This is a genomic window from Kribbella sp. VKM Ac-2569 (genome assembly GCF_004216905.1).
In the GTDB taxonomy this organism is placed as follows: domain Bacteria; phylum Actinomycetota; class Actinomycetes; order Propionibacteriales; family Kribbellaceae; genus Kribbella.
The window spans coordinates 840,425-860,650 of sequence record NZ_SGXJ01000001.1; the positions used below are offsets into that span (position 1 = coordinate 840,425).

20 protein-coding genes and 1 riboswitch are annotated in these 20,226 nt (G+C 70.2%); of the genes, 10 read left to right on the top strand and 10 right to left on the bottom strand.

Annotated features, from left to right (window positions below; all coding sequences use genetic code 11):
• Positions 1 to 12: 12 nt before the first annotated feature.
• Positions 13 to 1,647: a helix-turn-helix transcriptional regulator gene (locus EV649_RS03810; RefSeq protein ID WP_130380533.1), complete on the top strand. Its 1,635-nt coding sequence runs from the start codon at positions 13 to 15 to the stop codon at positions 1,645 to 1,647.
• Here the strand turns inward: EV649_RS03810 and EV649_RS03815 are convergent.
• Positions 1,632 to 3,128, bottom strand: a complete 1,497-nt coding sequence (locus EV649_RS03815; RefSeq protein ID WP_130380535.1) for an FAD-dependent monooxygenase — start codon at positions 3,126 to 3,128, stop codon at positions 1,632 to 1,634. The genes EV649_RS03810 and EV649_RS03815 overlap by 16 nt on opposite strands.
• Positions 3,129 to 3,177: 49 nt before the next feature.
• Between EV649_RS03815 and EV649_RS41940 the strand changes: the two genes are divergently transcribed.
• Together EV649_RS41940 and EV649_RS03825 are read left to right on the top strand one after the other, a co-directional pair.
• Positions 3,178 to 3,819, top strand: coding sequence for a TetR/AcrR family transcriptional regulator (locus EV649_RS41940; RefSeq protein ID WP_130380537.1), 642 nt, complete (start codon positions 3,178 to 3,180; stop codon positions 3,817 to 3,819).
• Positions 3,820 to 3,853: 34 nt separating this feature from the next.
• Positions 3,854 to 4,378, top strand: coding sequence for a hypothetical protein (locus EV649_RS03825; protein WP_130380539.1), 525 nt, complete (start codon positions 3,854 to 3,856; stop codon positions 4,376 to 4,378).
• Here the strand turns inward: EV649_RS03825 and EV649_RS03830 are convergent.
• On the bottom strand, positions 4,353 to 5,360 hold the full coding sequence (locus EV649_RS03830; RefSeq protein WP_130380541.1) for a pirin family protein: 1,008 nt from the start codon (positions 5,358 to 5,360) through the stop codon (positions 4,353 to 4,355). The genes EV649_RS03825 and EV649_RS03830 overlap by 26 nt on opposite strands.
• Positions 5,357 to 6,400 carry a PHP domain-containing protein gene (locus EV649_RS03835; RefSeq protein ID WP_130380543.1) on the bottom strand — a complete coding sequence of 348 codons (1,044 nt, stop codon included), beginning with the start codon at positions 6,398 to 6,400 and terminating at the stop codon, positions 5,357 to 5,359. Before EV649_RS03835 ends, EV649_RS03830 begins: the two co-directional genes overlap by 4 nt.
• 36 nt (positions 6,401 to 6,436) lie before the next feature.
• On the opposite strand from EV649_RS03835, the gene EV649_RS03840 reads away from it, so the two are divergent.
• From EV649_RS03840 to EV649_RS03865, 6 genes are all read left to right on the top strand, one after another.
• Positions 6,437 to 7,651: a helix-turn-helix domain-containing protein gene (locus tag EV649_RS03840; RefSeq protein ID WP_241997693.1), complete on the top strand. Its 1,215-nt coding sequence runs from the start codon at positions 6,437 to 6,439 to the stop codon at positions 7,649 to 7,651.
• A 78-nt stretch (positions 7,652 to 7,729) separates the two neighbouring features.
• Positions 7,730 to 8,923, top strand: a complete 1,194-nt coding sequence (locus tag EV649_RS03845; protein WP_130380547.1) for an acyltransferase domain-containing protein — start codon at positions 7,730 to 7,732, stop codon at positions 8,921 to 8,923.
• The gene (locus EV649_RS03850; protein ID WP_130380549.1) at positions 8,920 to 9,909 is read left to right on the top strand and encodes a beta-ketoacyl-ACP synthase III; all 990 of its coding nucleotides are present in this window, start codon (positions 8,920 to 8,922) and stop codon (positions 9,907 to 9,909) included. The genes EV649_RS03845 and EV649_RS03850 overlap by 4 nt, the downstream gene beginning before the upstream one ends.
• 80 nt (positions 9,910 to 9,989) lie before the next feature.
• Positions 9,990 to 10,238 (top strand): acyl carrier protein, encoded by a 249-nt coding sequence (locus EV649_RS03855; RefSeq protein WP_130380551.1) that lies wholly within the window; start codon positions 9,990 to 9,992, stop codon positions 10,236 to 10,238.
• Between the two features lie 122 nt (positions 10,239 to 10,360).
• Positions 10,361 to 11,596 carry a beta-ketoacyl-ACP synthase II gene (gene fabF, locus EV649_RS03860; RefSeq protein WP_130380553.1) on the top strand — a complete coding sequence of 412 codons (1,236 nt, stop codon included), beginning with the start codon at positions 10,361 to 10,363 and terminating at the stop codon, positions 11,594 to 11,596.
• A 14-nt stretch (positions 11,597 to 11,610) separates the two neighbouring features.
• Positions 11,611 to 13,035, top strand: a complete 1,425-nt coding sequence (locus tag EV649_RS03865; RefSeq protein ID WP_130380555.1) for a carboxyl transferase domain-containing protein — start codon at positions 11,611 to 11,613, stop codon at positions 13,033 to 13,035.
• Positions 13,036 to 13,253: 218 nt separating this feature from the next.
• Here the strand turns inward: EV649_RS03865 and EV649_RS03870 are convergent, their stop codons facing one another.
• The 5 genes from EV649_RS03870 to EV649_RS03890 all read right to left on the bottom strand — a co-directional run bounded on the left by EV649_RS03870 (position 13,254) and on the right by EV649_RS03890 (position 17,937).
• Entirely contained in the window at positions 13,254 to 13,751 is a 498-nt protein-coding gene (locus EV649_RS03870; protein ID WP_130380557.1) for a DUF3145 domain-containing protein, read from the bottom strand.
• 186 nt (positions 13,752 to 13,937) lie between these two features.
• Positions 13,938 to 14,948: a LacI family DNA-binding transcriptional regulator gene (locus EV649_RS03875; RefSeq protein WP_130380559.1), complete on the bottom strand. Its 1,011-nt coding sequence runs from the start codon at positions 14,946 to 14,948 to the stop codon at positions 13,938 to 13,940.
• A 9-nt stretch (positions 14,949 to 14,957) separates the two neighbouring features.
• Entirely contained in the window at positions 14,958 to 15,911 is a 954-nt protein-coding gene (locus EV649_RS03880) for a VWA domain-containing protein (RefSeq protein ID WP_130380561.1), read from the bottom strand.
• Entirely contained in the window at positions 15,911 to 16,873 is a 963-nt protein-coding gene (locus tag EV649_RS03885; protein WP_130380563.1) for a DUF58 domain-containing protein, read from the bottom strand. Before EV649_RS03885 ends, EV649_RS03880 begins: the two co-directional genes overlap by 1 nt.
• 29 nt (positions 16,874 to 16,902) lie before the next feature.
• Positions 16,903 to 17,937: a MoxR family ATPase gene (locus tag EV649_RS03890; RefSeq protein ID WP_130380565.1), complete on the bottom strand. Its 1,035-nt coding sequence runs from the start codon at positions 17,935 to 17,937 to the stop codon at positions 16,903 to 16,905.
• Between the two features lie 255 nt (positions 17,938 to 18,192).
• On the opposite strand from EV649_RS03890, the gene EV649_RS03895 reads away from it, so the two are divergent.
• Complete coding sequence (locus tag EV649_RS03895) at positions 18,193 to 19,041, top strand: hypothetical protein (protein ID WP_130380567.1); 849 nt, start codon at positions 18,193 to 18,195, stop codon at positions 19,039 to 19,041.
• On the opposite strand, the gene EV649_RS03900 is transcribed toward EV649_RS03895, so the two are convergent.
• Positions 19,038 to 19,286: a hypothetical protein gene (locus tag EV649_RS03900; protein WP_130380569.1), complete on the bottom strand. Its 249-nt coding sequence runs from the start codon at positions 19,284 to 19,286 to the stop codon at positions 19,038 to 19,040. The two genes, EV649_RS03895 and EV649_RS03900, sit on opposite strands and share 4 nt — an antisense overlap.
• 24 nt (positions 19,287 to 19,310) lie before the next feature.
• Positions 19,311 to 19,379, bottom strand: a riboswitch (guanidine-III (ykkC-III) riboswitch).
• Between the two features lie 3 nt (positions 19,380 to 19,382).
• On the bottom strand, positions 19,383 to 20,189 hold the full coding sequence (locus EV649_RS03905; RefSeq protein ID WP_157996163.1) for an aldo/keto reductase: 807 nt from the start codon (positions 20,187 to 20,189) through the stop codon (positions 19,383 to 19,385).
• Positions 20,190 to 20,226: the final 37 nt, after the last annotated feature.

Below are 20,226 nucleotides of genomic sequence, written 5' to 3' on the forward strand. Positions count from 1 at the left end.
TGGGGGCATGTGATGGGGATTGTCGACGATCTGCAGCGGGCCCGGACGGCGTTCGAGCGCCGCGACTGGGCGGCCGCGTACGGCCGGCTCACCACGGCGGACGGTGAGCCGGGGTCCGCCCTCGGCCCGGAAGACCTGATGACGCTGGCCACGGCGGCGTTCTTACTCGGTGACACGGACGGCTGCATCCGCGCACTGCAGCGCGGCTACCGGCTGCGGATCGACGCCGGCGAGGTGCTCGGCGCGGTGCGCTTCGCCTTCTGGCTGGCCCTCGTCCTCAACATCCGCGGCGAGGTGGCGGTCGGCAGCGGCTGGGCCGCACGCGCTCACCGCCTGCTCGCGGACCAGCCGGACGACGTACTGGAACGCGGCTACCTGCGCGTCCACGACTTCTTCCGGTGCCTGGACAGCGGCGACTTCCCGGGCGCGCTGGCGGTGAGTGAGGACATGATCGGCATCGCCCGCCGGCATGCCGATCCCGACCTGCTCGCCCAGAGCCTGGTGTGCAAAGGCCGGCTGCTGATGTACTCCGGCCGGGTGCCGGAGGGCCTGGCCCTGCTGGACGAGGCGATGGTCGCCGTCGCGGCCGGTGAGCTCTCGCCGATCTTCGCGGGCAACGTGTACTGCGCGATGATCGAGGCCTGCCAGGAGGTTCTGGACTTCGCTCGTGCATCCGCCTGGACGACGGCGCTGACGCGCTGGTGCGACAGTCAGCCGGACCTGGTGCCGTTCACCGGGCAGTGCGCGGTCCATCGCGGTCAGATCCTGCGCCTGCACGCGGCGTACCCCGAGGCGCTGGCGGAGTTCGACGCCGCGTGCCGGCGGTACGCGGCCGCGGGATCCCAGGTCGCGGCCGGCCTCGCGTTGACCGAGCGGGGCGACGTACTGCGGATCCGCGGCGAGCTGCCGGCGGCGGAAGCGGCGTACGACGAAGCGGCCGGGTACGGGCACGAACCGCAGCCGGGCCGGGCGTTGCTCCTGCTGGGCCGTGGCCGGACCGCGGCCGCGGTTGCCGCCGTACGGCGTCTGCTCGCGGAGACCGGCGACCCGGTGCATCGATCGCGGCTGCTCGCGGGCGCGGTCGAGGTCCTGCTCGCCGGCGACGCTGTGGACGAGGCCTCGTCGGCGGCTGAGGAGTTGTCGGCAATCGCCGACAGCTTCGGCTGCGCGGGGCTACGGGCGTCGGCGGCGTACTGTCTGGCGCTGGTCGCGCTGCAGGACCGCGACCCGGACCGTTCGTTGCGCCAGGCAAGGGTCGCCGGTCAGTTGTGGAACGAGCTGCAGGCCCCGTACGAGGTGGCGCGGGCGAAGGTGCTGGTCGGCCGCTCGTTCCGGTTGCTCGGGGACGAGGACTCGGCGACCACCGAGCTGAAGGCCGCCTGCCACACCTTCACCGAACTCGGGGTTGTGCCCGCGCGGCAGGAAGTCGAGAGGCTGTTGCACACCGAGAGCACCGGCGGTCTCACCGGGCGCGAAGTGGAGGTTCTGCGTTTGGTTGCTGCTGGCAACAGCAACGCCGAGATCGCGGAGCGGCTGGTGCTGAGCGACAAGACCGTCGCCCGGCACCTCACCAACATCTTCGCGAAGCTCGACGTACCGTCCCGGACCGCGGCCGTGGCGTACGCCCGCGATCACGACCTGCTCTGAGAGACCCAGGTCGACAAGGCTTCATCCAGTCCTGTCACAATGCCGTTCGCGGCGGCCCAGGCGACGTACCCGTCCGGCCGGATCAGTACGCCGGTGAGGTCGCCGTCGTACTTCGTGGTGAGCACGCGCACCCGCCCGGACGCGAGCTCGCGCAGTTGCGCCGAGTCGGACAGGTCCAGCAGCAGCGGCTTGCCGTCGAACAGGTGCTCCCCCAGCCGCGTGCCGTCCGCGAACTTGAAGTCGGGCGCACCCGAGCCGACCAGCTCGTGCGTTCCCTCGATCGGGTACCGATGCAGAACTCCGGACAACTTCTTCGCGAGGTACGTCGTACCACCCGCCGTCTCGAGCAGGTCCTTGACCACACTGCGCAACGCCGCTGTCCGGAAATCCGTGCGCATCAAGGCGATCTGGGCACGCGTCCAGTCCAGTACCCACTCGCCGACCGGATGCCGCTCGGTCGTGTAGGTGTCGAGGAGGCCCGCGGGCGCAGTGCCGTGGATTGTCGCCGCCAGCTTCCAGCCAAGGTTGACCGCGTCGCCGATCCCGAGGTTCAGGCCCTGACCGCCGAAGGGTGAGTGCACGTGCGCCGCGTCCCCTGCGAGCAGCACATGGCCATTGCGGTACGACGTTGCCTGGCGGGCATTGTCCGTGAATCTGGTCGCCGACAGCAGGCGGGTGACCGTGACGTCGACGCCGGTGACCCGGCGCAGGCTGCCCTGGATCTCCTCGGCGGTGATCGGTGCGTCGCGATCCTCTGGCGGACCGTCGAACTCGACGGTCAGCACCCGGCCCGGAACCGGCCCCCGCGCGTAGAGCCCAGTCTCGGTGTAGTTCCAGCTGCGGCGCAGACCCTCGGCGCCCTCGAGCTCCACGATCGCCTGCCGACCCGTGATCGCGGGCTCGGTACCGGGGAAGTCGAACCCGGCCAGCTTGCGCACCAGGCTGCGGCCGCCGTCGGAGCCGACCAACCAGCCCGCCCGCACCGCGCCGTCGCTCAACTGGACAGTCACGCCCTCGTCGTCGGTGTCGAAGCCGGTGACCTCGACCCCACGCCGGATCTCGACGCCGAGCTCGGCGGCCCGCGCTCCCAGCACGGACTCGATCGCCTGTTGCCCGACCGCGACCACCGACACCGCGGGACCGGCGTCACGGAAGTCCGGATCCGCGAAGTCCACCCCGGCGGAGCTGACCATGATCCCGGCGAAGTGCCCGGCCGGCGGCAGGCCGCTCGGCCCCTTCCCGCCCCGGAACGCCTTCATCTGCTCATATGCGAGCCGCTGGTGCTCCTGCAACGCCGGCAGCATCCCGCGCCGGTACAGCGCCTCGGCGGTCGGCACGTTGATCGAGCCGGCCTTGATCGTCGGGTCGATCTCGAGCAGCCGCTCGACGACCAGTACGTCGACTCCGGCCAGCGCGAGTTCGCAGGCCAGCATCAGTCCGACCGGCCCGCCGCCGGCGATCACCACGTCCTTGTTGTCCATGCCGAGAATCTTAGACCGGGTATAAAATTTGGTCCAGTACAATCCCATCATGGCCGAGCAAGGACTGCGCGAACGCAAGAAGCAGGCGACCCGGCGGATGATCGCGGACGTGGCCACCGGCCTGTTCGTGACCCGTGGGTTCGACGCGGTGACGGTCGCCGAGATCGCCGAGGCGGCCGGCGTGTCCAAGATGACGGTCTTCAACTACTTCCCGCGCAAAGAGGACCTGTACCTGGACCGGCACCTCGACCGGCTCCGTGAACTCGAGGCCGTCGTCCGCGACCGGCCGGCCGGCGAGCCGGTGACCACCGCGATGCGCCGCTACCACCACGAGTTGCTCGCCACAGGGCACCCTCTGTCCGGCGCGATCGCCGGTGTGCACGGGTTCTGGAGCGTGCTGCAGTCCAGCCCCGCTCTGATGTCCCGCATGGTCGAGCAGGAACACGAGATCGGCGACATGCTGGCCGGCGTACTGGCCGAAGAGACCGATGACGAGTTCTCCGCGCGCCTGGTCGCGAACCTGCTGACCGCGACCATCACCACGATCTTCCGCACCCCGGTCGGCCGGATCGTGGCCGGCGACGACGTCGAGCAGGTCCGCCGCGATCAGGTGACCGTCATCGACCGTGCGTTCGACGTACTGGAACAAGGAATCGGTCCCCGGAGGGAGCAGCTTCACTCCGACGGGTGAGGCGCCGCCGGGAGCTAGGCCAGATGCTCGGAATGTGAGCACAACAGAGCGTCCCGTCCCCCGCTGGGCCTACGTCCTCGCCCACGCGATCCCGTTCCTGACCCTGCCGTCCGGCCTCTGGCGGCTGGGCCTGGCGTTCGGTTCGTCGATGGGCATGCTGGACGACACCGGCAACCCCGCCCAGCTCGGCGGCATCGGCGGCAAGGTGTATGTCGTCTCGCTGTCGATCGTCTCCGAACTGGTCGCCCTGACCGCCCTGGGCCTGGTCAGCCGGTGGGGCGAGGTCGCGCCGCGCTGGATCCCGTTCATCGGCGGCCGGCGGGTGCATCCGTACGCCGCGATCGTGCCCGCGGTCCTGGGATCTCTGTCCCTGATCGCGATCTGGACATACGGGTTCCGCGACGCGTACACCGACCACTTCATCCCGTTCTCCGGCACGGGCTGGAAGGTGCTGATGCTCGCCTGCTACTCGCCGCTCAACCTCTGGGGTCCCGCACTGCTGGTCGTCACCTGGGCGTACTACCGGCGCCGGGTCAGCGCGCCCGCGGTCGCGGTTTGAGAGTCGTCCCGGGCAGCGGCGGCGCCGGCAGCGGATCACCGTCGTACCCGGGAACCATGGGGAACCGGTCGTTGCCCGCGGCATCGATCGCGGCCTGCCAGGCGTCCCGTGCGGCGACGATGTCCTCGTGCGAGCGGCCGATGAAGTTCCACCACATCACCAGCTCCTCCTCGAACGGTTCGCCGCCGAGCAGCAGGAACCGCACGCCATTGCCCGAGGCAACGAGCTCGATCGCGTCGCGGCCGGCGCCGAGGTAGGTCATCTCGCCGAACCCGGGATTCAGCTCCCCGACCGTCAGCGATCCGTCGACCACGAGGACGGCGTACTCGTTCGACGGGGTCAGCGGGAGCGAGACGGTGCGGCCCGGCTCGATCGTGACGTCGGCGCCGACGAGCGGGGTGTACGCCGGGGCGGGTGAGGTGACACCGGCGACGGTCCCGATCATGACGGTCACCTGCGCGCCGTCGAGTTCGAGCTGCGGCAGGTCGGCGTACGCGTTGAAGGCGGGCGTGGTCGACGTACGGACGTCATCGGGCAGGGCGACCCACAACTGGGCGCCGTGCAGCCTCGGCGGGGCGTCCGGGGTGGAGACCTCGGAGTGGGCGATGCCATTGCCGGCGGTCATGATGTTCAACTCACCCGGACGGACGAACGCGTGCGATCCGACGCTGTCGCGGTGCTCGATCTCGCCCTCGAACAACCAGCTCACCGTCTGCAGACTCGTGTGCGGGTGCGGCGGGACCTGCATGCCGCGCTCCCCCGGTACGTCGTACGAGTCGACCCGCTGCGCCAGGTCCTCCGGTCCGTAGTGGTCCACGAAGCACCACGCGCCGACCATCCGGCGGTTCTTGTTCGGCAGCAGCCGCCGTACCTTCGTGGTTCGCCCCAGCACGACGTCGCGCGCCTCGAGCATCTCCAGCGCGGGACCCTCACAGTCCCCGGTCCCGACGACCTCGGCCGGGTCCTTCTCCAGATCACTCATGACGCAGTCCATTCCACGAGTTTCTGCTGATCCCAGGTGTTGATGACGCGGTCCGGCGTCACACCGCAGTCCTCGGCACGTTCGCAGCCGTAGACCTGCCAGTCGAGCTGGCCGGGCGCGTGCGCGTCGGTGTCGATCGAGAACACACAGTCCATCTCGACCGCCATCGAGAGCAGCCGCTTCGGCGGGTCGAGGCGTTCGGGACGGGAGTTGATCTCGACCGCCGTACCGAACTGACGGCACGCCTCGAACACCACCTCGGCGTCGAACTCCGACTCGGGACGCGTCCCACGGCCGCCCGTGATCAGCCGGCCGGTGCAGTGACCGAGCACGTCCACGTGCGGGTTGGCGATCGCGCGGACCATCCGCTCCGTCATCGGCTCGGACGCCATCCGCAGCTTCGAGTGCACGCTGGCCACCACCACGTCCAGTCGGGCGAGGATCTCGGAGTCGCAGTCGAGGGAGCCGTCCTCGTTGATGTCGACCTCGATACCGTTCAGGATCGTGAAGCCGTCCAGCTCGTCCTGGAGCTTCTTGTTGAGCTCGGCAACGACCTCGAGCTGCTGCAGCCGCCGTTCCCGCGACAGTCCGTTGGCGACGGTCAGGCGCGGCGAGTGATCGGTGAGCGCGATGTACGAGTGGCCCAGGCGATGCGCCGTACGGGCCATCTCCTCGATCGGGCTGCCGCCGTCGGACCACTCCGAGTGCAGATGCAGGTCCGCCTTCAGCTCGGCGCGTAGCCCCTTGCCCGCGCCGGTCAGCTCTCCCGCGTCACCCTCCAGCTTGACCAGGTACGCCGGGGTCTCGCCGTCCATCGCCTCGATGATCACGGCCTCGGTCTTCGGCCCGATCCCCGGTAGCTCGGTCAGCGTCCCGGCCCGGCGGCGCGCCCGCACCTCGGCGGCCGGCAACGCGGCGATCGTGTCGGCCGCCCGCCGGTACGCCTTCACCCGATGCGTCGGTTGCCGGTCGCGCTCGAGGTAGTACCCGATCGCCCGCAGCGCGGCCACAGCGTCCGCGACGCCCGCGTTGTCCGTCATGCGACCATCATGGCAGCCGGGGTCTATGGTCGGTCCGTGGCGAAGGGTGCGCATCTTGCGCGGGCGGAGCGGTTGCAGGCAGCGACCGGCGCGCTCGCCACCGCCGCGATGGCGGCGATGGAAGAGAAGCTTCCGTGGTTCGGGAAGTTGTCCGCGCAGGATCGGTCATGGATCGGCCTCGTCGCGCAGTCCGGGATCTCGGCGTTCGTCGAGTGGTTCCGCGACCCCGAGGCGCACTCGTCGATGCCGACCCGGATCTTCGGCTCCGCGCCGCGCGAGTTCACCCGGGTGATCTCGCTGCACCAGACCGTCGACCTGGTGCGGACCACGATCGAGACCATCGAGAACACCATCGGCACCCTGCTGCCGCCCGACGACGTGCCGATCGTCCACGAGGCCATTCAGCGGTACGCCCGCGAGGTCGCGTTCGCCGCCGCCACCGTCTACGCGCAGGCCGCCGAGATGCGCGGCGCCTGGGACGCCCGCCTGGAGGCCCTCCTCGTCGACTCCGTCATCCGCGGCGAGGCCGACGAGTCGGTCCGCTCCCGCGCCTCAGCCCTCGGCTGGACCGGTGCCGCCGGTACGACGGGAGCCGCCGAGGTCGCCGTGGTGGTCGGCCGGGCTCCCGCCGCCGAACCTGCCGAAGCACACAACGCCGGCTCGAACGTCGCGGACCTGGTCCGGCACGCGGCTCGCGAGGCGGGTGCTGACGCTCTGTGCGCGATCCAGGGCGACCGTCTGGTGGTCGTACTCGGCGGTACGAGCAAACCTGTGGAGATCGTACAAAAACTCGCGCCCTGGTTTGGACCCGGTCCGATCGTGGTGGGACCGGTCGTGAAGGACCTGATGTCGGCCGTGACCTCGGCACGAGCCGCCGTCGCCGGGCTCCGCGCCGCCGTGGCCTGGCCGGGCGCCCCACGGCCGGTGCCGGCCGACGAACTGCTCCCGGAACGGTCACTCTCCGGAGACGGCCACGCCCGCCGGCAACTCGCGAACGAGGTCTACGGCCCGCTCACCGTGGGCGATGGCGTGCTCCTCGACACGGTCTCGGCGTACCTGGACTCCGGCGGATCGATCGAGGCGACGGCCCGGGCGATGTTCATCCACGCCAATACCGTCCGGTACCGGCTGAAGCGTGTGGCGGACATCACCGGGTACAACCCACTGAATCCCCGCGACAGTTTCACGTTGCGTGTCGCACTGACCTTGGGTCGCCTGCTCAATCCCGAGCCTGGAAGCACCGTTTTGTAGGATCTCCACAAACCGGCCCGGGAGAATTCGTGCTCGCCTTTCCGCTCACGACCGGCCCGACTGAGGGAGAGTGGACACGTGCTCGTCATCGTCGCACCCGGTCAGGGTGCCCAGACCCCAGGATTCCTCGAGCCGTGGCTGACGGATCCCGTGTTCGAGAGCCGGCTGAACTGGCTCTCCGCGGTCGCCGGTCTCGACCTCGCCCACTACGGCACCGAAGCCGACGCCGACACGATCCGGGACACCGCGATCGCGCAGCCGCTGCTGGTCGCCTCCAGCATGCTGGCCGCGCTGGCGGTCTTCCCGCACCCGGCCGACGCCTTCGCGAAGGTCGGCGCGGTCGCCGGTCACAGCGTCGGTGAGCTCGCTGCCGCGGCCGGGACCGGTGTCCTGACCGCCGAGCAGGCGATGGTCCTGGTCCGCGAGCGCGGCAAGGCGATGGCCGCCGCCGCCGCGCTGACGCCGACCTCGATGACCGCGATCCTGGGCGGCGACCGCGAGGAGATCCTCGCCAAGCTCGCCGAGCACGGCCTGACGCCGGCCAACGACAACGGCCCCGGTCAGATCGTTGCCGCAGGCACCGTTGAGGAACTGGCCGCGCTGGCCGCCGATCCGCCCGCCAAGGCCCGGCTGATCCCGCTGTCGGTCGCCGGTGCGTTCCACACCCGGCACATGGAGCCGGCCGTCCAGACGCTGGCGAAGTACGCGACCGCGATCAGTACCCACGACCCGCGCAGCCGACTGATCTCGAACCGCGACGGCCACGTCGTCCACGACGGCCGGGACGTCCTGCGGCGGCTCGTCAACCAGGTGAACGCACCGGTCCGCTGGGACCTGTGCATGCAGACCATGGCCGACCTCGAGGTGACCGGCATCCTGGAACTGCCGCCCGCGGGCACCCTGACCGGGATCGCGCGGCGCGCCCTCAAGGGTGTCGAGACGTTCGCGCTGAAGACCCCGGACCAGCTCGACGACGCCCGCGCGTTCGTCGACAAGCACGGAAGTCCGTCCGAGATCGACGCCTCCCCCACCTGGCGCCTGCTGGTGGCCCCGATCAAGGGCACCTTCACCCGCAAGGTCGACGTACTCCGGGAGTCCGGTGCGACCGTCGAGGCCGGTGAGGTCGTCGCGAAGGTGGCGAGCCTGCGGGACGAGGTCGACGTGACCGCGCCGCACGGCGGCATCGTCGTCGAGTGGCTCGTCGAGGAAGGCGACCCGGTCGCCCCCGGCCAGCCCCTGGTCCGCCTCCACCCCGCTGGGAGTAACGCATGATCACCGCATCGACAGGCTCGCAGTACGCCGGGATTCTCGGGATCGGGTCGTACCGTCCGCGCCGCGCGGTGCCGAACGCCGAGATCCTCGAGCAGATCGACTCCAGCGACGAATGGATCCAGACCCGCTCCGGGATCAAGGAACGGCGCTGGGCCAGCGAGGACGAGACCGTCCTGATGATGTCGGTGAACGCGGCCAAGGAAGCGCTCGCCGACTCCGGTATCGACCCGTCCGAGATCGGCTGCGTGATCGTCGCGACCGTCACGCACCTGTACCAGACGCCGGCAATCGCGACCCGGATCGCGGTCGAGGTGGGCGCCCCGACGGCTGCCGCGTTCGACATCTCCGCGGCTTGCGCGGGCTTCTGCTACGGCGTCGCGATGGCCAACGACCTGGTCCGCGGCGGCAGCGCGAAGTACGTGCTGGCGATCGGGGTCGAGCGACTCAGCGACATCACCGACCGGACCGACCGCGGGACGGCGTTCATCTTCGCCGACGGCGCCGGCGCCGCGATCGTAGGACCGACCGACGAACCGGGCATCGGCCCAGTGGTGTGGGGCTCCGACGGCACACAGCACCAGGTGATCAGCCAGAAGGAATCCTGGGTGGAGGTGCACGGCAACCACAACTGGCCGCACCTGACGATGGACGGCAACCCGGTGTTCCGCTGGGCGTCGTTCGAGATGGCCAAGGCCGCGCAGCGGGCGCTGGACGTGGCCGGTGTGAAGGCGGAGCAGCTCGACCTGTTCGTCCCGCACCAGGCGAACATGCGGATCACCGACGCGATGCGCCGCACGCTGAAGCTGCCCGAGCACGTGAAGGTCGCCCGGGACATCGAGCGCCAGGGCAACACCTCGGCCGCGTCGATCCCGCTCGCGATCACCGCGATGCGCGAGGCCGGCGAAGCCAAGAGCGGCGACCTCGCCCTCATCATCGGCTTCGGGGCCGGGCTCGTGTACGCCGCCCAGGTCATCCGCCTGCCGTAGTCCATAGTTGTCCGGGGCGGCTCAGGTGGCCGCACCCGGCTGTGACAAGCCAGAAGAAATCCGAAAGGGAACCAGAGAACATGGCCAGCACCGAAGAGATCCGTTCCAGCCTCGCCGAGATCGTGAACGAGATCGCCGGCATCCCGGTCGAGGACGTCCAGCTGGACAAGTCCTTCACCGACGACCTCGACGTCGACTCGCTCTCCATGGTGGAGGTCGTGGTGGCCGCCGAGGAGAAGTTCGACGTGAAGATCCCCGACGACGAGGTCAAGAACCTGAAGACCGTCGGCGACGCGGTCGCGTTCATCGAGCGCGCCCAGAACGGCTGACGTACGCCGTCACCGTGCTGGCCCGGATGCTCATCGGGCCGTGATCGCGGTCCGATGAGCATCACGCAGTACACACCCCTCGCTCCCAACCGCAGAACGCTCATGTGAAGGATGAGGTAACCATGTCGAAGACCCGAGTCGTCATCACCGGACTCGGAGCCACGACTCCGCTCGGCGGCGATGTGACCAGCACCTGGGAAGGGTTGCTGGCCGGTCGCTCCGGCGCACGGCGGCTGACCGACGAGTGGGTGCAGAACCTGGCGGTGCAGATCGCCGCACCGGTCGCGGTCGAGCCGACCGAGGTCATCGAGCGCGTCAAGGCCCGCCGTCTCGACCGTACGGCGCAACTCGCCGTCGTCGCCGCCCGCGAGGCCTGGGCCGACTCCGGCCTGGAGGACTCCGGGCTCGACAAGGAGCGGCTTGGCGTAGCGGTCGCCTCCGGGATCGGCGGCCTGCACACCACCCTGTCGAACTACGACGCCCTGCAGCAGAACCCTCGCAGGGTGTCGCCGCTGGCGATCCCGATGCTGATGCCGAACTCGTCGGCGGCCTACGTCAGCCTGGAGCTCGGCGCGAAGGCCGGCGTCCACACCCCGGTCTCGGCGTGTGCGTCCGGCAACGAGGCGATCTGGCTGGGACTCGACCAGATCCGGCTCGGCCGCGCGGACGTGGTGGTCGCCGGCGGCGCCGAGGGCGCGATCATGGCGCTGCCGCTGGCCGCGTTCGGGATGATGCAGGCGCTCAGCAAGCGCAACGACGACCCGGAGCGGGCCTCGCGTCCGTGGGACGTGGACCGCGACGGCTTCCTGCTCGGTGAGGGCGCCGGGATCCTGATCCTGGAGTCGTACGAGCACGCGAAGGCGCGCGGCGCGAAGATCTACGCCGAGCTGGCCGGTGCGGGGATCTCCGCCGACGGCCACGACATCGCGCAGCCCGACCCGACCGGTTCCGGTGCGCGGCGGGCGATGGAGCGGGCGCTGTCCGAGGGCGACCTGACCCCGGCCGACATCTTCCACATCAACGCGCACGCCACCTCGACGCCGCAGGGTGACATCGCCGAGTCGCTCGCGATCCGGCAGGCGCTCGGCAAGGAGGCCGACCACGCGGTCGCCACCGCGCCGAAGTCGATGATCGGTCACCTGCTCGGCGGCGCCGGCGCGGTCGAGTCGGTCGCCACCGTGCTCGCCCTGAAGAACCGGGTCTCGCCGCCGACCATCAACGTGGACAAGCTCGACGACGAGATCGACCTGGACGTCGCGACCGAGCAGCGCAAACTGCCCGACGGGGACATCGCGGCACTGAACAACTCCTTCGGCTTCGGCGGCCACAACGCCGCCATCGCCTTCAAAACGCTGTAGTCCCTGGAGGCACCATGACCGTCGCCCCGGCAAAACCCGCCAAGCTGCCCCGTGAGCTGGACCCGCGTAATCCGGTCAGCCGGCTCACGGATCTGCTCGACCCGGGCAGTCTGGAGCTGATCACCCCCGACGATCTGTCGGGGATGATCGCGGCCCGCGGGCGGATTGCCGGGGCGAAGGTCGTGGCGTTCTGCTCCGACGCCACCGTGATGGGCGGCGCGATGGGCGACATCGGCTGCGAGGTGGTGGTCAAGGCGTACGAGGTCGCCCGCGAGGAGCAGGTGCCGATCATCGGCCTGTGGCACTCCGGCGGCGCGCGGCTGGCCGAGGGCGTGCTCAGCCTGCACGCCGTCGGCAAGATCTTCTACGCGATGACGCAGGCCTCCGGGAAGATCCCGCAGATCTCCGTCGTCCTCGGCCCGGCGGCGGGCGGAGCGGCGTACGGTCCGGCGCTGACCGATGTCGTCATCCTCGGTCCGGAGGGCCGGATCTTCGTGACCGGCCCGGACGTGGTCCGCTCGGTCACCGGTGAGGACGTCGACATGCTTCGCCTCGGCGGCCCCGAGCCGCACGGGCGGCGCTCCGGCGTCGTCCACATCACCACCGACAGCGAGGCGGCAGCGCTGGAGCACGCGCGCCGGCTGACCGATCTGCTCGCCAACCAGGGCACGATGTCGACCGCGATCCCGGACACCGATCTGTCCGGGTTCCTGCCCGAGTCGGCGAAGCGCGCGTACGACGTCCACCCGCTGGTCGGCGGGGTGCTCGACGAGGACTCCTCGGTCGAACTGCACCAGCGGTGGGCGCCGAACATCGTCACCACGCTCGGTCGCCTCGGCGGCCGGACGATCGGCGTGATCGCGAACAACCCGCTTCGGCTCGGTGGTTGCCTGGACGCGCTGTCCGCGGAGAAGGCGTCCCGGTTCGTCCGGATGTGCGACGCGTTCGGCGTACCGCTCGTCGTCCTGGTCGACGTACCGGGGTATCTGCCCGGTGTCGGTCAGGAGTGGGACGGTGTCGTACGACGGGGCGCGAAGCTGCTGCATGCGTTCGCGGAGGCCGTCGTACCGCGGGTGACGCTCGTGACGCGGAAGACGTACGGCGGGGCGTACATCGCGATGAACGCGCGCTCGCTGGGCGCCACCCGCGTCTTCGCGTGGCCGCGCGCCGAGGTCGCCGTGATGGGCGCGGTGGCGGCCATCCGGGTTCTGCATCGCCGCAAGCTCGCCGACGTGGATCCGGAGCTCCGGCCCCAGGTCGAGGCCGAACTGGCCGCGGAGCACGAGAAGATTGCCGGCGGCATCGACCGGGCCATCGAGATCGGCGTTGTCGACGAGGTCGTCGAACCGACCCGCACGCGCACCGCCCTCGCGACCGCCCTCGCCAAGGCCGAGGCCGGCGGCCCGATCCGCGGCAACCACGGCAACATCCCGCTGTAGAAACCCCTGAATCGGCTTGAAGGGCACGGATCCGAAGATCCGTGCCCTTCACGTGGTGCGGCCGCTGTGGTTAACAACCACCGGGGGTGTCCCGACACCCGGTGGCCCAGCGGCCACGGCCCCTCCCACCCTTGTAGAACGTCTGATGCCCAGTCTCACCGAAAAGTTCGGCGAAATCCCCTGGTTCACAGGTTTCTTCTGAAGTTCTCAGCAAGTCCTTAGACGACCTGGTGGAGCCAGCGCACCGGGGCGCCGTCACCGGCGTACCGGAAGGGCTCGAGCTCGTCGTCCCACGGGCGGCCGAGCAACCGCTCGACCTCCTCGGTCAGGTCGGCCTCACCGCTCGCCGCCTTCAGCATGGCCGCCTTCAACCGCTCCTCGGGCACCATGATGTCGCCGTGGACGCCGGTGGTCGCGTGGAAGACCCCGAGCGCCGGGGTGAAGGAGTACCGCTCGCCTTCGACGCCGTTGCTCGGCTCCTCGGTCACCTCGAACCGGAGCTTTTGCCATCCGCGCAAGGCAGACGCCAGCTTCGCCGCGGTCCCGGCCTCAGCCTGCCACGACAGTTCGGCCCGGTACTGGCCCTGGGCCGCCGGCTGCGGTGTCCAGTCCAGTTTCACGGGCACGCCTAGGATGCCGCCCGCGGCCCACTCGACATGAGGGCACAACGCTGACGGCACCGTGTGGACGTACAGAACGCCACGAGTCGTCGCCACCGGGACCTCCTGTGCTCGAGGGGCGCCTTCCCCAGCGTTCTCGATCACTTGTCTGTCGGTCCTGGCGGTACTGATCCCTCAAGGCATCACAAGACGCCCCTCGGAACTCTGGTACATCTTGCACCACAGACCCCTACGACACCAGCAACCTCGCCGTGTCAACTACATCACCGTCGTGTCGCGATCTCAGCTGGACCCGCGGCGAACCAGCCGGGTCGGGAGAATAAGTGGTGTCGGCGTCTCCCCGGAGATCAGTGCCAGCAGCATCCGCGCCATCTCCCGGCCGAGGGACTGGATCGGCTGAGCCACGGTCGTCAGCGGCGGATCGATGTGGCGAGCGCCGGCGATGTCGTTGAAACCCACGATCGCCACGTCGCCCGGAATCGAGCGCCCAGCCTCCTTCACCACCTGCAGCGCGCCGACGGCCATCTGGTCGGACGCGACGAACACGGCGTCCAGGTCGGCGTGCTTGCTGAGCAGCTCGCGCATCGCCGTACAGCCGCCGTCCTCGGAGAAGTCGGCGTGGGCGACTCGGGCGGCGTCGAGTCCGGCGACGGCCAGAGCCTCCTGGAAGCCCTTGTACCGCGCGCTGCCGGCGCCCTCGTCCATCCGGCCGGTGATCGTGGCGATCCGGGTCCGTCCGTTCGCGATCAGGTGTTCGGTCGCAAGCCGTGCGCCGCCGCGGTTGTCCGCGTCGACGTAGTACCGCGGTTCGAAGCCGATCGGGCACCCGCCGAACACCACCGGTACGTCGGACTTCTCGGCGAGCCTCGCAAGCGGGTCGTCGCCGTGCATCGACATCAGCATCACGCCGGCGGCCTGCCGCGTCCGGAGCAGCTGCTCGAGCCGGGTCTGTCCCCGCGACGACGTTGCCAGCAGCAACATCAGCTCCAGCTCGGTCTCCTCGAGCACCGCCGAGATGCCGACCACGACCTCGGCGAAGAACGGGTCCGCGAAGACCTGCGGGCTGTCACTGGAGATCGCGAGGACCACCGCGCCGGCCTGCTGCGTCGCGAGCGCCCGCGCCGTCGCGTTGGGCACGTAGCCCAGGTCGGCGACTGCCCGCAGTACGGCGGCCCGCTTCGCTTTGCTGACGTGCGGGGCGTTGTTGATGACGCGCGACGCCGCCGACCGGGATACACCGGCACGCTCGGCGACTTCGTCGAGCGTCACCTGGCGTCTAGAGCGATCGGCCACCTGCGCTTCCTACGGGAAGCGCGTGGCGAGGGCGATGCAGGCGCCGGCGGCGGCGAGGGTGAAGAGCATCGCGATCCCGGCGTACCGGGCGGTGATCTCCTTGTCGACCTCGTCGTACCCGACGGAGGAACCGATGTCCTTGTAGACGTCCTCGAGCTCACCGGCCGACTCCGCGGTGTACGCCTTGCCGCCGCTGATCTCGGCGACCGACCGCAGCTCGGCGCGGTCCGGTGGGACCCGCTGCCGGATGCCGTCCATCTCGATGAAGCCGGAGTCGGTGCCGAAGCAGATCGTGTACACCGGGGTGCTCTTCGCCTTCGCCGCCTGCGCGCCCTCCTGGGCGGTCCGGCCGACGGTGCGCTTCCCGTCGGACAGCAGCACGATCCGCGCCGGGGCCGGCTCGGTCGGGTGCTCGGGGTCCGGCGGGACCTGGGTGAGCGCCTGCAGCGAGGTGAAGATGCCTTCACCGGTCGCGGTCGACTCGGCCAGCTCGAGCCCGTCGATCGAGCGCAGCACGGTCGCCCGATCGGTGGTCGGCGGCACGATGATCGACGCCGTACCGGCGAAGTTCACCAGCGCCACGTTGAACTTGCTGGGCAGCTGGTTGACGAAGTTCTTCGCCGACTTCTTCGCGGCCTCGAGCCGGTTCGGGTCGATGTCGGTGGCCATCATCGACAGCGAGACGTCGACCGCCACCACGATCGTGGCCCGCTCGCGCGGCACCTTCACCTTGTCCTTCGGCTGCGCGAACGCCACCACGCAGGTCATCGCGGCCAGCAGCGCCAGCCCGACGGCCAGGTGCCGCCGCCACTGCGGCCGCCGCGGCGCGACCCGGTCCAGCAGCGCGATGTTGGTGAAGCGCAGCGCGTACTGCGAGCGACGGTGCTGGAGAAAGATGTATCCCGCGATGATCAGCGGGATGAGCAGCAGGAACCACAATCTGGCCGGAGACAGGAACTCCATCAGCGAGCCACTCCCTTCGGCGGTTGGTGCAGGCGGGACGCGACATGCCGGTAGGCGAGCACGAACCGCACGGTGTCGGCGACCCAGTCGCGGTCGGTCCGCAGCACCAGGTGCCCCGCACCTACCCTACGCAGGGCGGCCCGCGTTCGTTCCCGCTGCGCGAGCGCCGCCGTGCCGAAAGCCTCCCGGACCTTGCGCCGCCGGGTGTCGATCTCGCGCACCTCGCCGGTCTCCGGGTCACCGATCGTGACGACACCGATGTTCGGCAGCTCCAGCTCGCGCGGGTCGACGATCTCCACCGCCAGCACCTGGTGCTGCGCGGTCAGCTTGCGCATCGCGCGCTCCCAGGACGGCTCGACCTGGCTGGCCACTTCGCCGTCGTGCGGGGTGAGGAAGTCGGAGACGACCACGCGCAGTCCACGCTTACGCTGCGTCCGTGCCATCGACTCGAGCGCCGCGGCCAGGTCGCTGCGGTGCGCCTCCTCGTCGCCGTTGAACTGCTCGGCCAGCAGCGCGCGCAGCAGGCCGTAGAGCGCGAGGCGCCCGGACCGCGCCGGCCAGCGGCGCAGCGCCGAGTCGCGCAGCATCAGCCCGCCGAAGCGGTCGCCGAGCCGGTGGGTCAGGAACCCGACCGTGGCCACGGCCGCGACCGCGAGCTCCCGCTTCTCGAGTGTCGACGTACCGAAGTCCATCGAGCCGGACAGGTCGACCAGCGCCCAGGTCTCCAACTCACGGTCCGCGATCAGGTCGCGGACGTGCGGAACCGTGGTGCGCGCGGTGACCGCCCAGTCCATCCGCCGTACGTCGTCGCCGACCTGGTACTCCCGCGCCTCGGCGAGCTCGGTGCCGGGCCCCGGGAGCAGGCCGAGGTGCTCCCCGTGCAGGTACCCCTCGAGCCGCCGTACGACGGTCAGCTCCAGCCGCCGCAACGCACGCTCGGGAGCGAGCTGCGAGATCGTCATCGCAACCCGCGGGTCTGGTCGGTTGGGCACTACACGAACTCCGGGCGGCCGCTGCTGTCGGTGCCGTCGCGCCAGACCGGCTGCGGCGGCGGGACGGTGGCCAGGATCCGCTCGATCACGGCGCGCGGGTCGATGTTGTCCGCGACCGCGTCGAAGGTCAGGCCGAGCCGGTGCCCCATCACGTCCAGTGCGACGGTCTGGACGTCGCTCGGCAGCAGGTAGTCCCGGCCGTGGATCAGCGCCAGCGCCCGGCCGGCCGCGATCAGGCCGAGGGTCGCGCGCGGGCTGACGCCGAGCTCGATGATCGGCTCCAGGTCGGGCAGGTGGAAGTCGGTCGGGGTCCGGGTCGCCATCACCAGGCGGACGGCGTACTCCGCGACCAGGTTGTGGACGAAGACCTGCTCCGCGGTCCGCTGCAGCTCGAGGATCGTCTCCGGCTTCAGCACCGGCCGCGGCTCCGGCGGGTCGACGCTCATCCGGCGGAGGATCTCGAACTCCTCGTGACCGCGCGGATGCGGTACGTCGATCTTCACCAGGAACCGGTCCCGCTGCGCCTCGGGCAGCGGGTACACACCCTCGGACTCGATCGGGTTCTGGGTCGCGATCACGATGAACGGCTTCGGCATCGGGAACGTCTGGCCGCCGATCGACACCTGCCGCTCGGCCATCAGCTCCAGCATCGCGGACTGCACCTTGGCCGGCGCACGGTTCACCTCGTCGGCCAGCACGAAGTTCACGAACGTCGGGCCGAGCTCGATGTCGAAGGTCTCCCGGGTCTGCCGGTAGATCCGGGTGCCGACGATGTCGGACGGGACCAGGTCAGGGGTGAACTGGATGCGGGCGAACGTGCCGCCGACCACACTGGCGAAGGTCCGGACGGCGAGCGTCTTGGCAACGCCCGGAACACCCTCGAGCAGACAGTGACCCTTGGCCAGCAACGACACCATCAGGGTCTCGACCATGTGCTCCTGGCCGACGATCACCCGCTTGACCTCGCCAAGGGCCTCGCCGATCAGCCGGGACTGCTGGGTCACCGTTCCTGCCGGCACCGTGGTTTCGGTCATGCCTGTCCTTCCGGGGCCCGCACGCGGACCATGTCATTCCCCACTGTCTCCACCGCTCGCAACGCCAGCCCATTCCATCAGATCACCGGGGCCAGCGCCGCTACGCCCCGTCCCATCCTCCCCCGCCGGCCCAAATCCGCACTTCGTGCACGACATCCGTACGTCGGCCGCGCCGCCGTACGGATCTGGTGCCCGAAGTCGGCTCGGGAGGAGCGGCGGCGACAGTGCTACCGGGGATGTGGTGGGATTGGGGTGATGACTGCGACCGAATCCCAGCCGAAGGTGCAGCCGGAGGACCGGCCTGCGCTGGAGATTCCGGACGCCCTCCCGTTGCAGCCGGAGGACCCGCCGCGGGTCGGCGAGTTCTGGCTCCGCGGCCGCCTCGGCGCCAACGCGGCCGGTTACCTGTACACGGCCAGCTCCGAGGACGGCCGGGACGCGATCGTCGCGATGATGACCGAGGGTTCGGCCGACGACGCCGCCGCCCGCGAGCGGTTCGTGAACGCCGTCGACGAGCTGCCCGAGGACGCCGTACTCGCGCACAACGACTCCGACGACGACGATCTCGCGCTCTGGGTCGCGGTCGGGCCGATCCGGACCGACGACGGGTCCAGCGCGGCGTCCGACGAACGGCTGATCGCGGAGCGCCGGGGCGAAGAGATCCTGTCCGCGGTGTTGATGGACCGGATCCCGCAGGCCGGAAAGCTCCTCGGGCCGGACTTCCGGCACTACTGGGAGAACCGTCGGCGCCCCGGCCTGTTCCGGATCTGGCCGCTGCCGTGGCCGAACGCGCTGCGCCCGGCGTCGCGGTGGGCGCTGGCGTTCGCGCTGCTGACGATGGCCGTGATCATGGCGCTCGCGGTGTTCCTCGCGTGGCTGCTCTTCCGGCACGCCGCGCCGCTGGAGCCGGAGCCCGTCATCCCGACGCCGAGCGGAACCACGACGGTCACGGTCACGCCGACCACACCGCCGCCCGGGACCGGTAGTGGGTCCGCCTCGCCGACGACCGGCAGCCCGACGACGGCCACGCCGAGCAGCGGCATCCCGACGGTGGCGCCGACGGGTTCGCCCGGTACGGCGACGAACCCGGGCGACAAGTTCTAGTTCGCGTCCTCGCGCCTCACCAGATTCAGCAGGCCGAGCAGGCTGATGACGGCCCAGCTGCCCTCCAGCAGCAGGAAGCCCCAGGACAGCTGCACGGCCGCGATCGTTGCCAGCACCCCCGATCCGAGCAGGTTCAGGAGCTGGTACGTGATCGTGCGCTGCTGCAGCCTGCCGGCCTGGGCAGCCGCGAACGCCACCAGAATGGTGAGCGCGCCAACGATTTCGACGACATCGATCGCATGCATGGGACGACCCCCTCCCCGAGGGGCAAGGCGTCGTCTTCTCAGACCGGGTACGGCGCCGCTCGTCCGGGGAGCCCGCAGGAACACGAACTCCTGCCCTCAGGATAGCAAGCGCAGCAACTCCGGATCCTTCCAGAGCCGCTCCGGCACCGGCTGCCGGACGAGCGCTGCGTCGGCCCGGATCTCCGCGGGTGACGACGCCGCGATCAGCACCGACGTGACCGCGGAATGCCTGCTGGGGAAGGCGAGTGCGGCCTGCGGCAGCGAGACGCCATACCGCTCGCAGACCGCCGACAGCCTGCGTGCCTGGACGGTCTCCATGTGCAGCACCTGTGGGGTGAGTACGCCGGACACGACCGCGGACACTCCGCGCGCGAGGCAACGATCCAGCAGCGGCCTGGCCGACTGGTCGAGCAGCTCGTACTGCGCGGTGAGCAGCACGCAGTCCAGGTCGACGTCCCGCACCAGCCGATCGAGCTCGCGCCAATCGTCCGACACTGCCCCGAGTGCTTTGACCACGCCGTCGCGCCGCAGCCGATCGAGCACCGGGTACGTCGCGTCGTCCTGCGCGAACACCAGATCGACGGCGAGACCGAGTCGCTCGCTGCTCGCCCTGACCGAGTCCTCGGCGTCGGCGCCGACCACCTTCGTCGACACCAGGAACTCACCGCGTGGCCTCCGCTGCAGCGCCGTACCGAGTCGTCGCTCGGATTCGCCGTACGCCGGGGACGTGTCGAAGAACCTGATGCCGGCCTGGTACGCCGCGTCGACCGTCGCGACTGCTGTCTCGGCTGCGGTCTCGTCTCCTGGGTCTTGGCCGCCTAGATGTGAGCCGCCGAGGCCGAACCGTGGCGGCCGGAACCGGGCCGTGGTGCGGGGTGCGAGCACCTGGCTGGGTGCGGCCATCGCACTCACCTCCGCTGGTCGGTTACCTACCAGGATC

Excerpts from the sequence above, each read along its gene's own strand:
- EV649_RS03905 (WP_157996163.1), bottom strand. The coding sequence starts at position 20,189 with ATGGCCGCACCCAGCCAGGTGCTCGCACCCCGCACCACGGCCCGGTTC.
- EV649_RS03850 (WP_130380549.1), top strand. The coding sequence starts at position 8,920 with ATGATCACCGCATCGACAGGCTCGCAGTACGCCGGGATTCTCGGGATC.
- EV649_RS03880 (WP_130380561.1), bottom strand. The coding sequence starts at position 15,911 with ATGGAGTTCCTGTCTCCGGCCAGATTGTGGTTCCTGCTGCTCATCCCG.
- fabF (WP_130380553.1), top strand. The coding sequence starts at position 10,361 with ATGTCGAAGACCCGAGTCGTCATCACCGGACTCGGAGCCACGACTCCG.
- EV649_RS03830 (WP_130380541.1), bottom strand. The coding sequence starts at position 5,360 with ATGAGTGATCTGGAGAAGGACCCGGCCGAGGTCGTCGGGACCGGGGAC.
- EV649_RS03895 (WP_130380567.1), top strand. The coding sequence starts at position 18,193 with ATGACTGCGACCGAATCCCAGCCGAAGGTGCAGCCGGAGGACCGGCCT.
- EV649_RS03810 (WP_130380533.1), top strand. The coding sequence starts at position 13 with ATGGGGATTGTCGACGATCTGCAGCGGGCCCGGACGGCGTTCGAGCGC.
- EV649_RS03890 (WP_130380565.1), bottom strand. The coding sequence starts at position 17,937 with ATGACCGAAACCACGGTGCCGGCAGGAACGGTGACCCAGCAGTCCCGG.
- EV649_RS03835 (WP_130380543.1), bottom strand. The coding sequence starts at position 6,400 with ATGACGGACAACGCGGGCGTCGCGGACGCTGTGGCCGCGCTGCGGGCG.
- EV649_RS03900 (WP_130380569.1), bottom strand. The coding sequence starts at position 19,286 with ATGCATGCGATCGATGTCGTCGAAATCGTTGGCGCGCTCACCATTCTG.
- EV649_RS03855 (WP_130380551.1), top strand. The coding sequence starts at position 9,990 with ATGGCCAGCACCGAAGAGATCCGTTCCAGCCTCGCCGAGATCGTGAAC.
- EV649_RS41940 (WP_130380537.1), top strand. The coding sequence starts at position 3,178 with ATGGCCGAGCAAGGACTGCGCGAACGCAAGAAGCAGGCGACCCGGCGG.
- EV649_RS03885 (WP_130380563.1), bottom strand. The coding sequence starts at position 16,873 with ATGACGATCTCGCAGCTCGCTCCCGAGCGTGCGTTGCGGCGGCTGGAG.
- EV649_RS03815 (WP_130380535.1), bottom strand. The coding sequence starts at position 3,128 with ATGGACAACAAGGACGTGGTGATCGCCGGCGGCGGGCCGGTCGGACTG.
- EV649_RS03865 (WP_130380555.1), top strand. The coding sequence starts at position 11,611 with ATGACCGTCGCCCCGGCAAAACCCGCCAAGCTGCCCCGTGAGCTGGAC.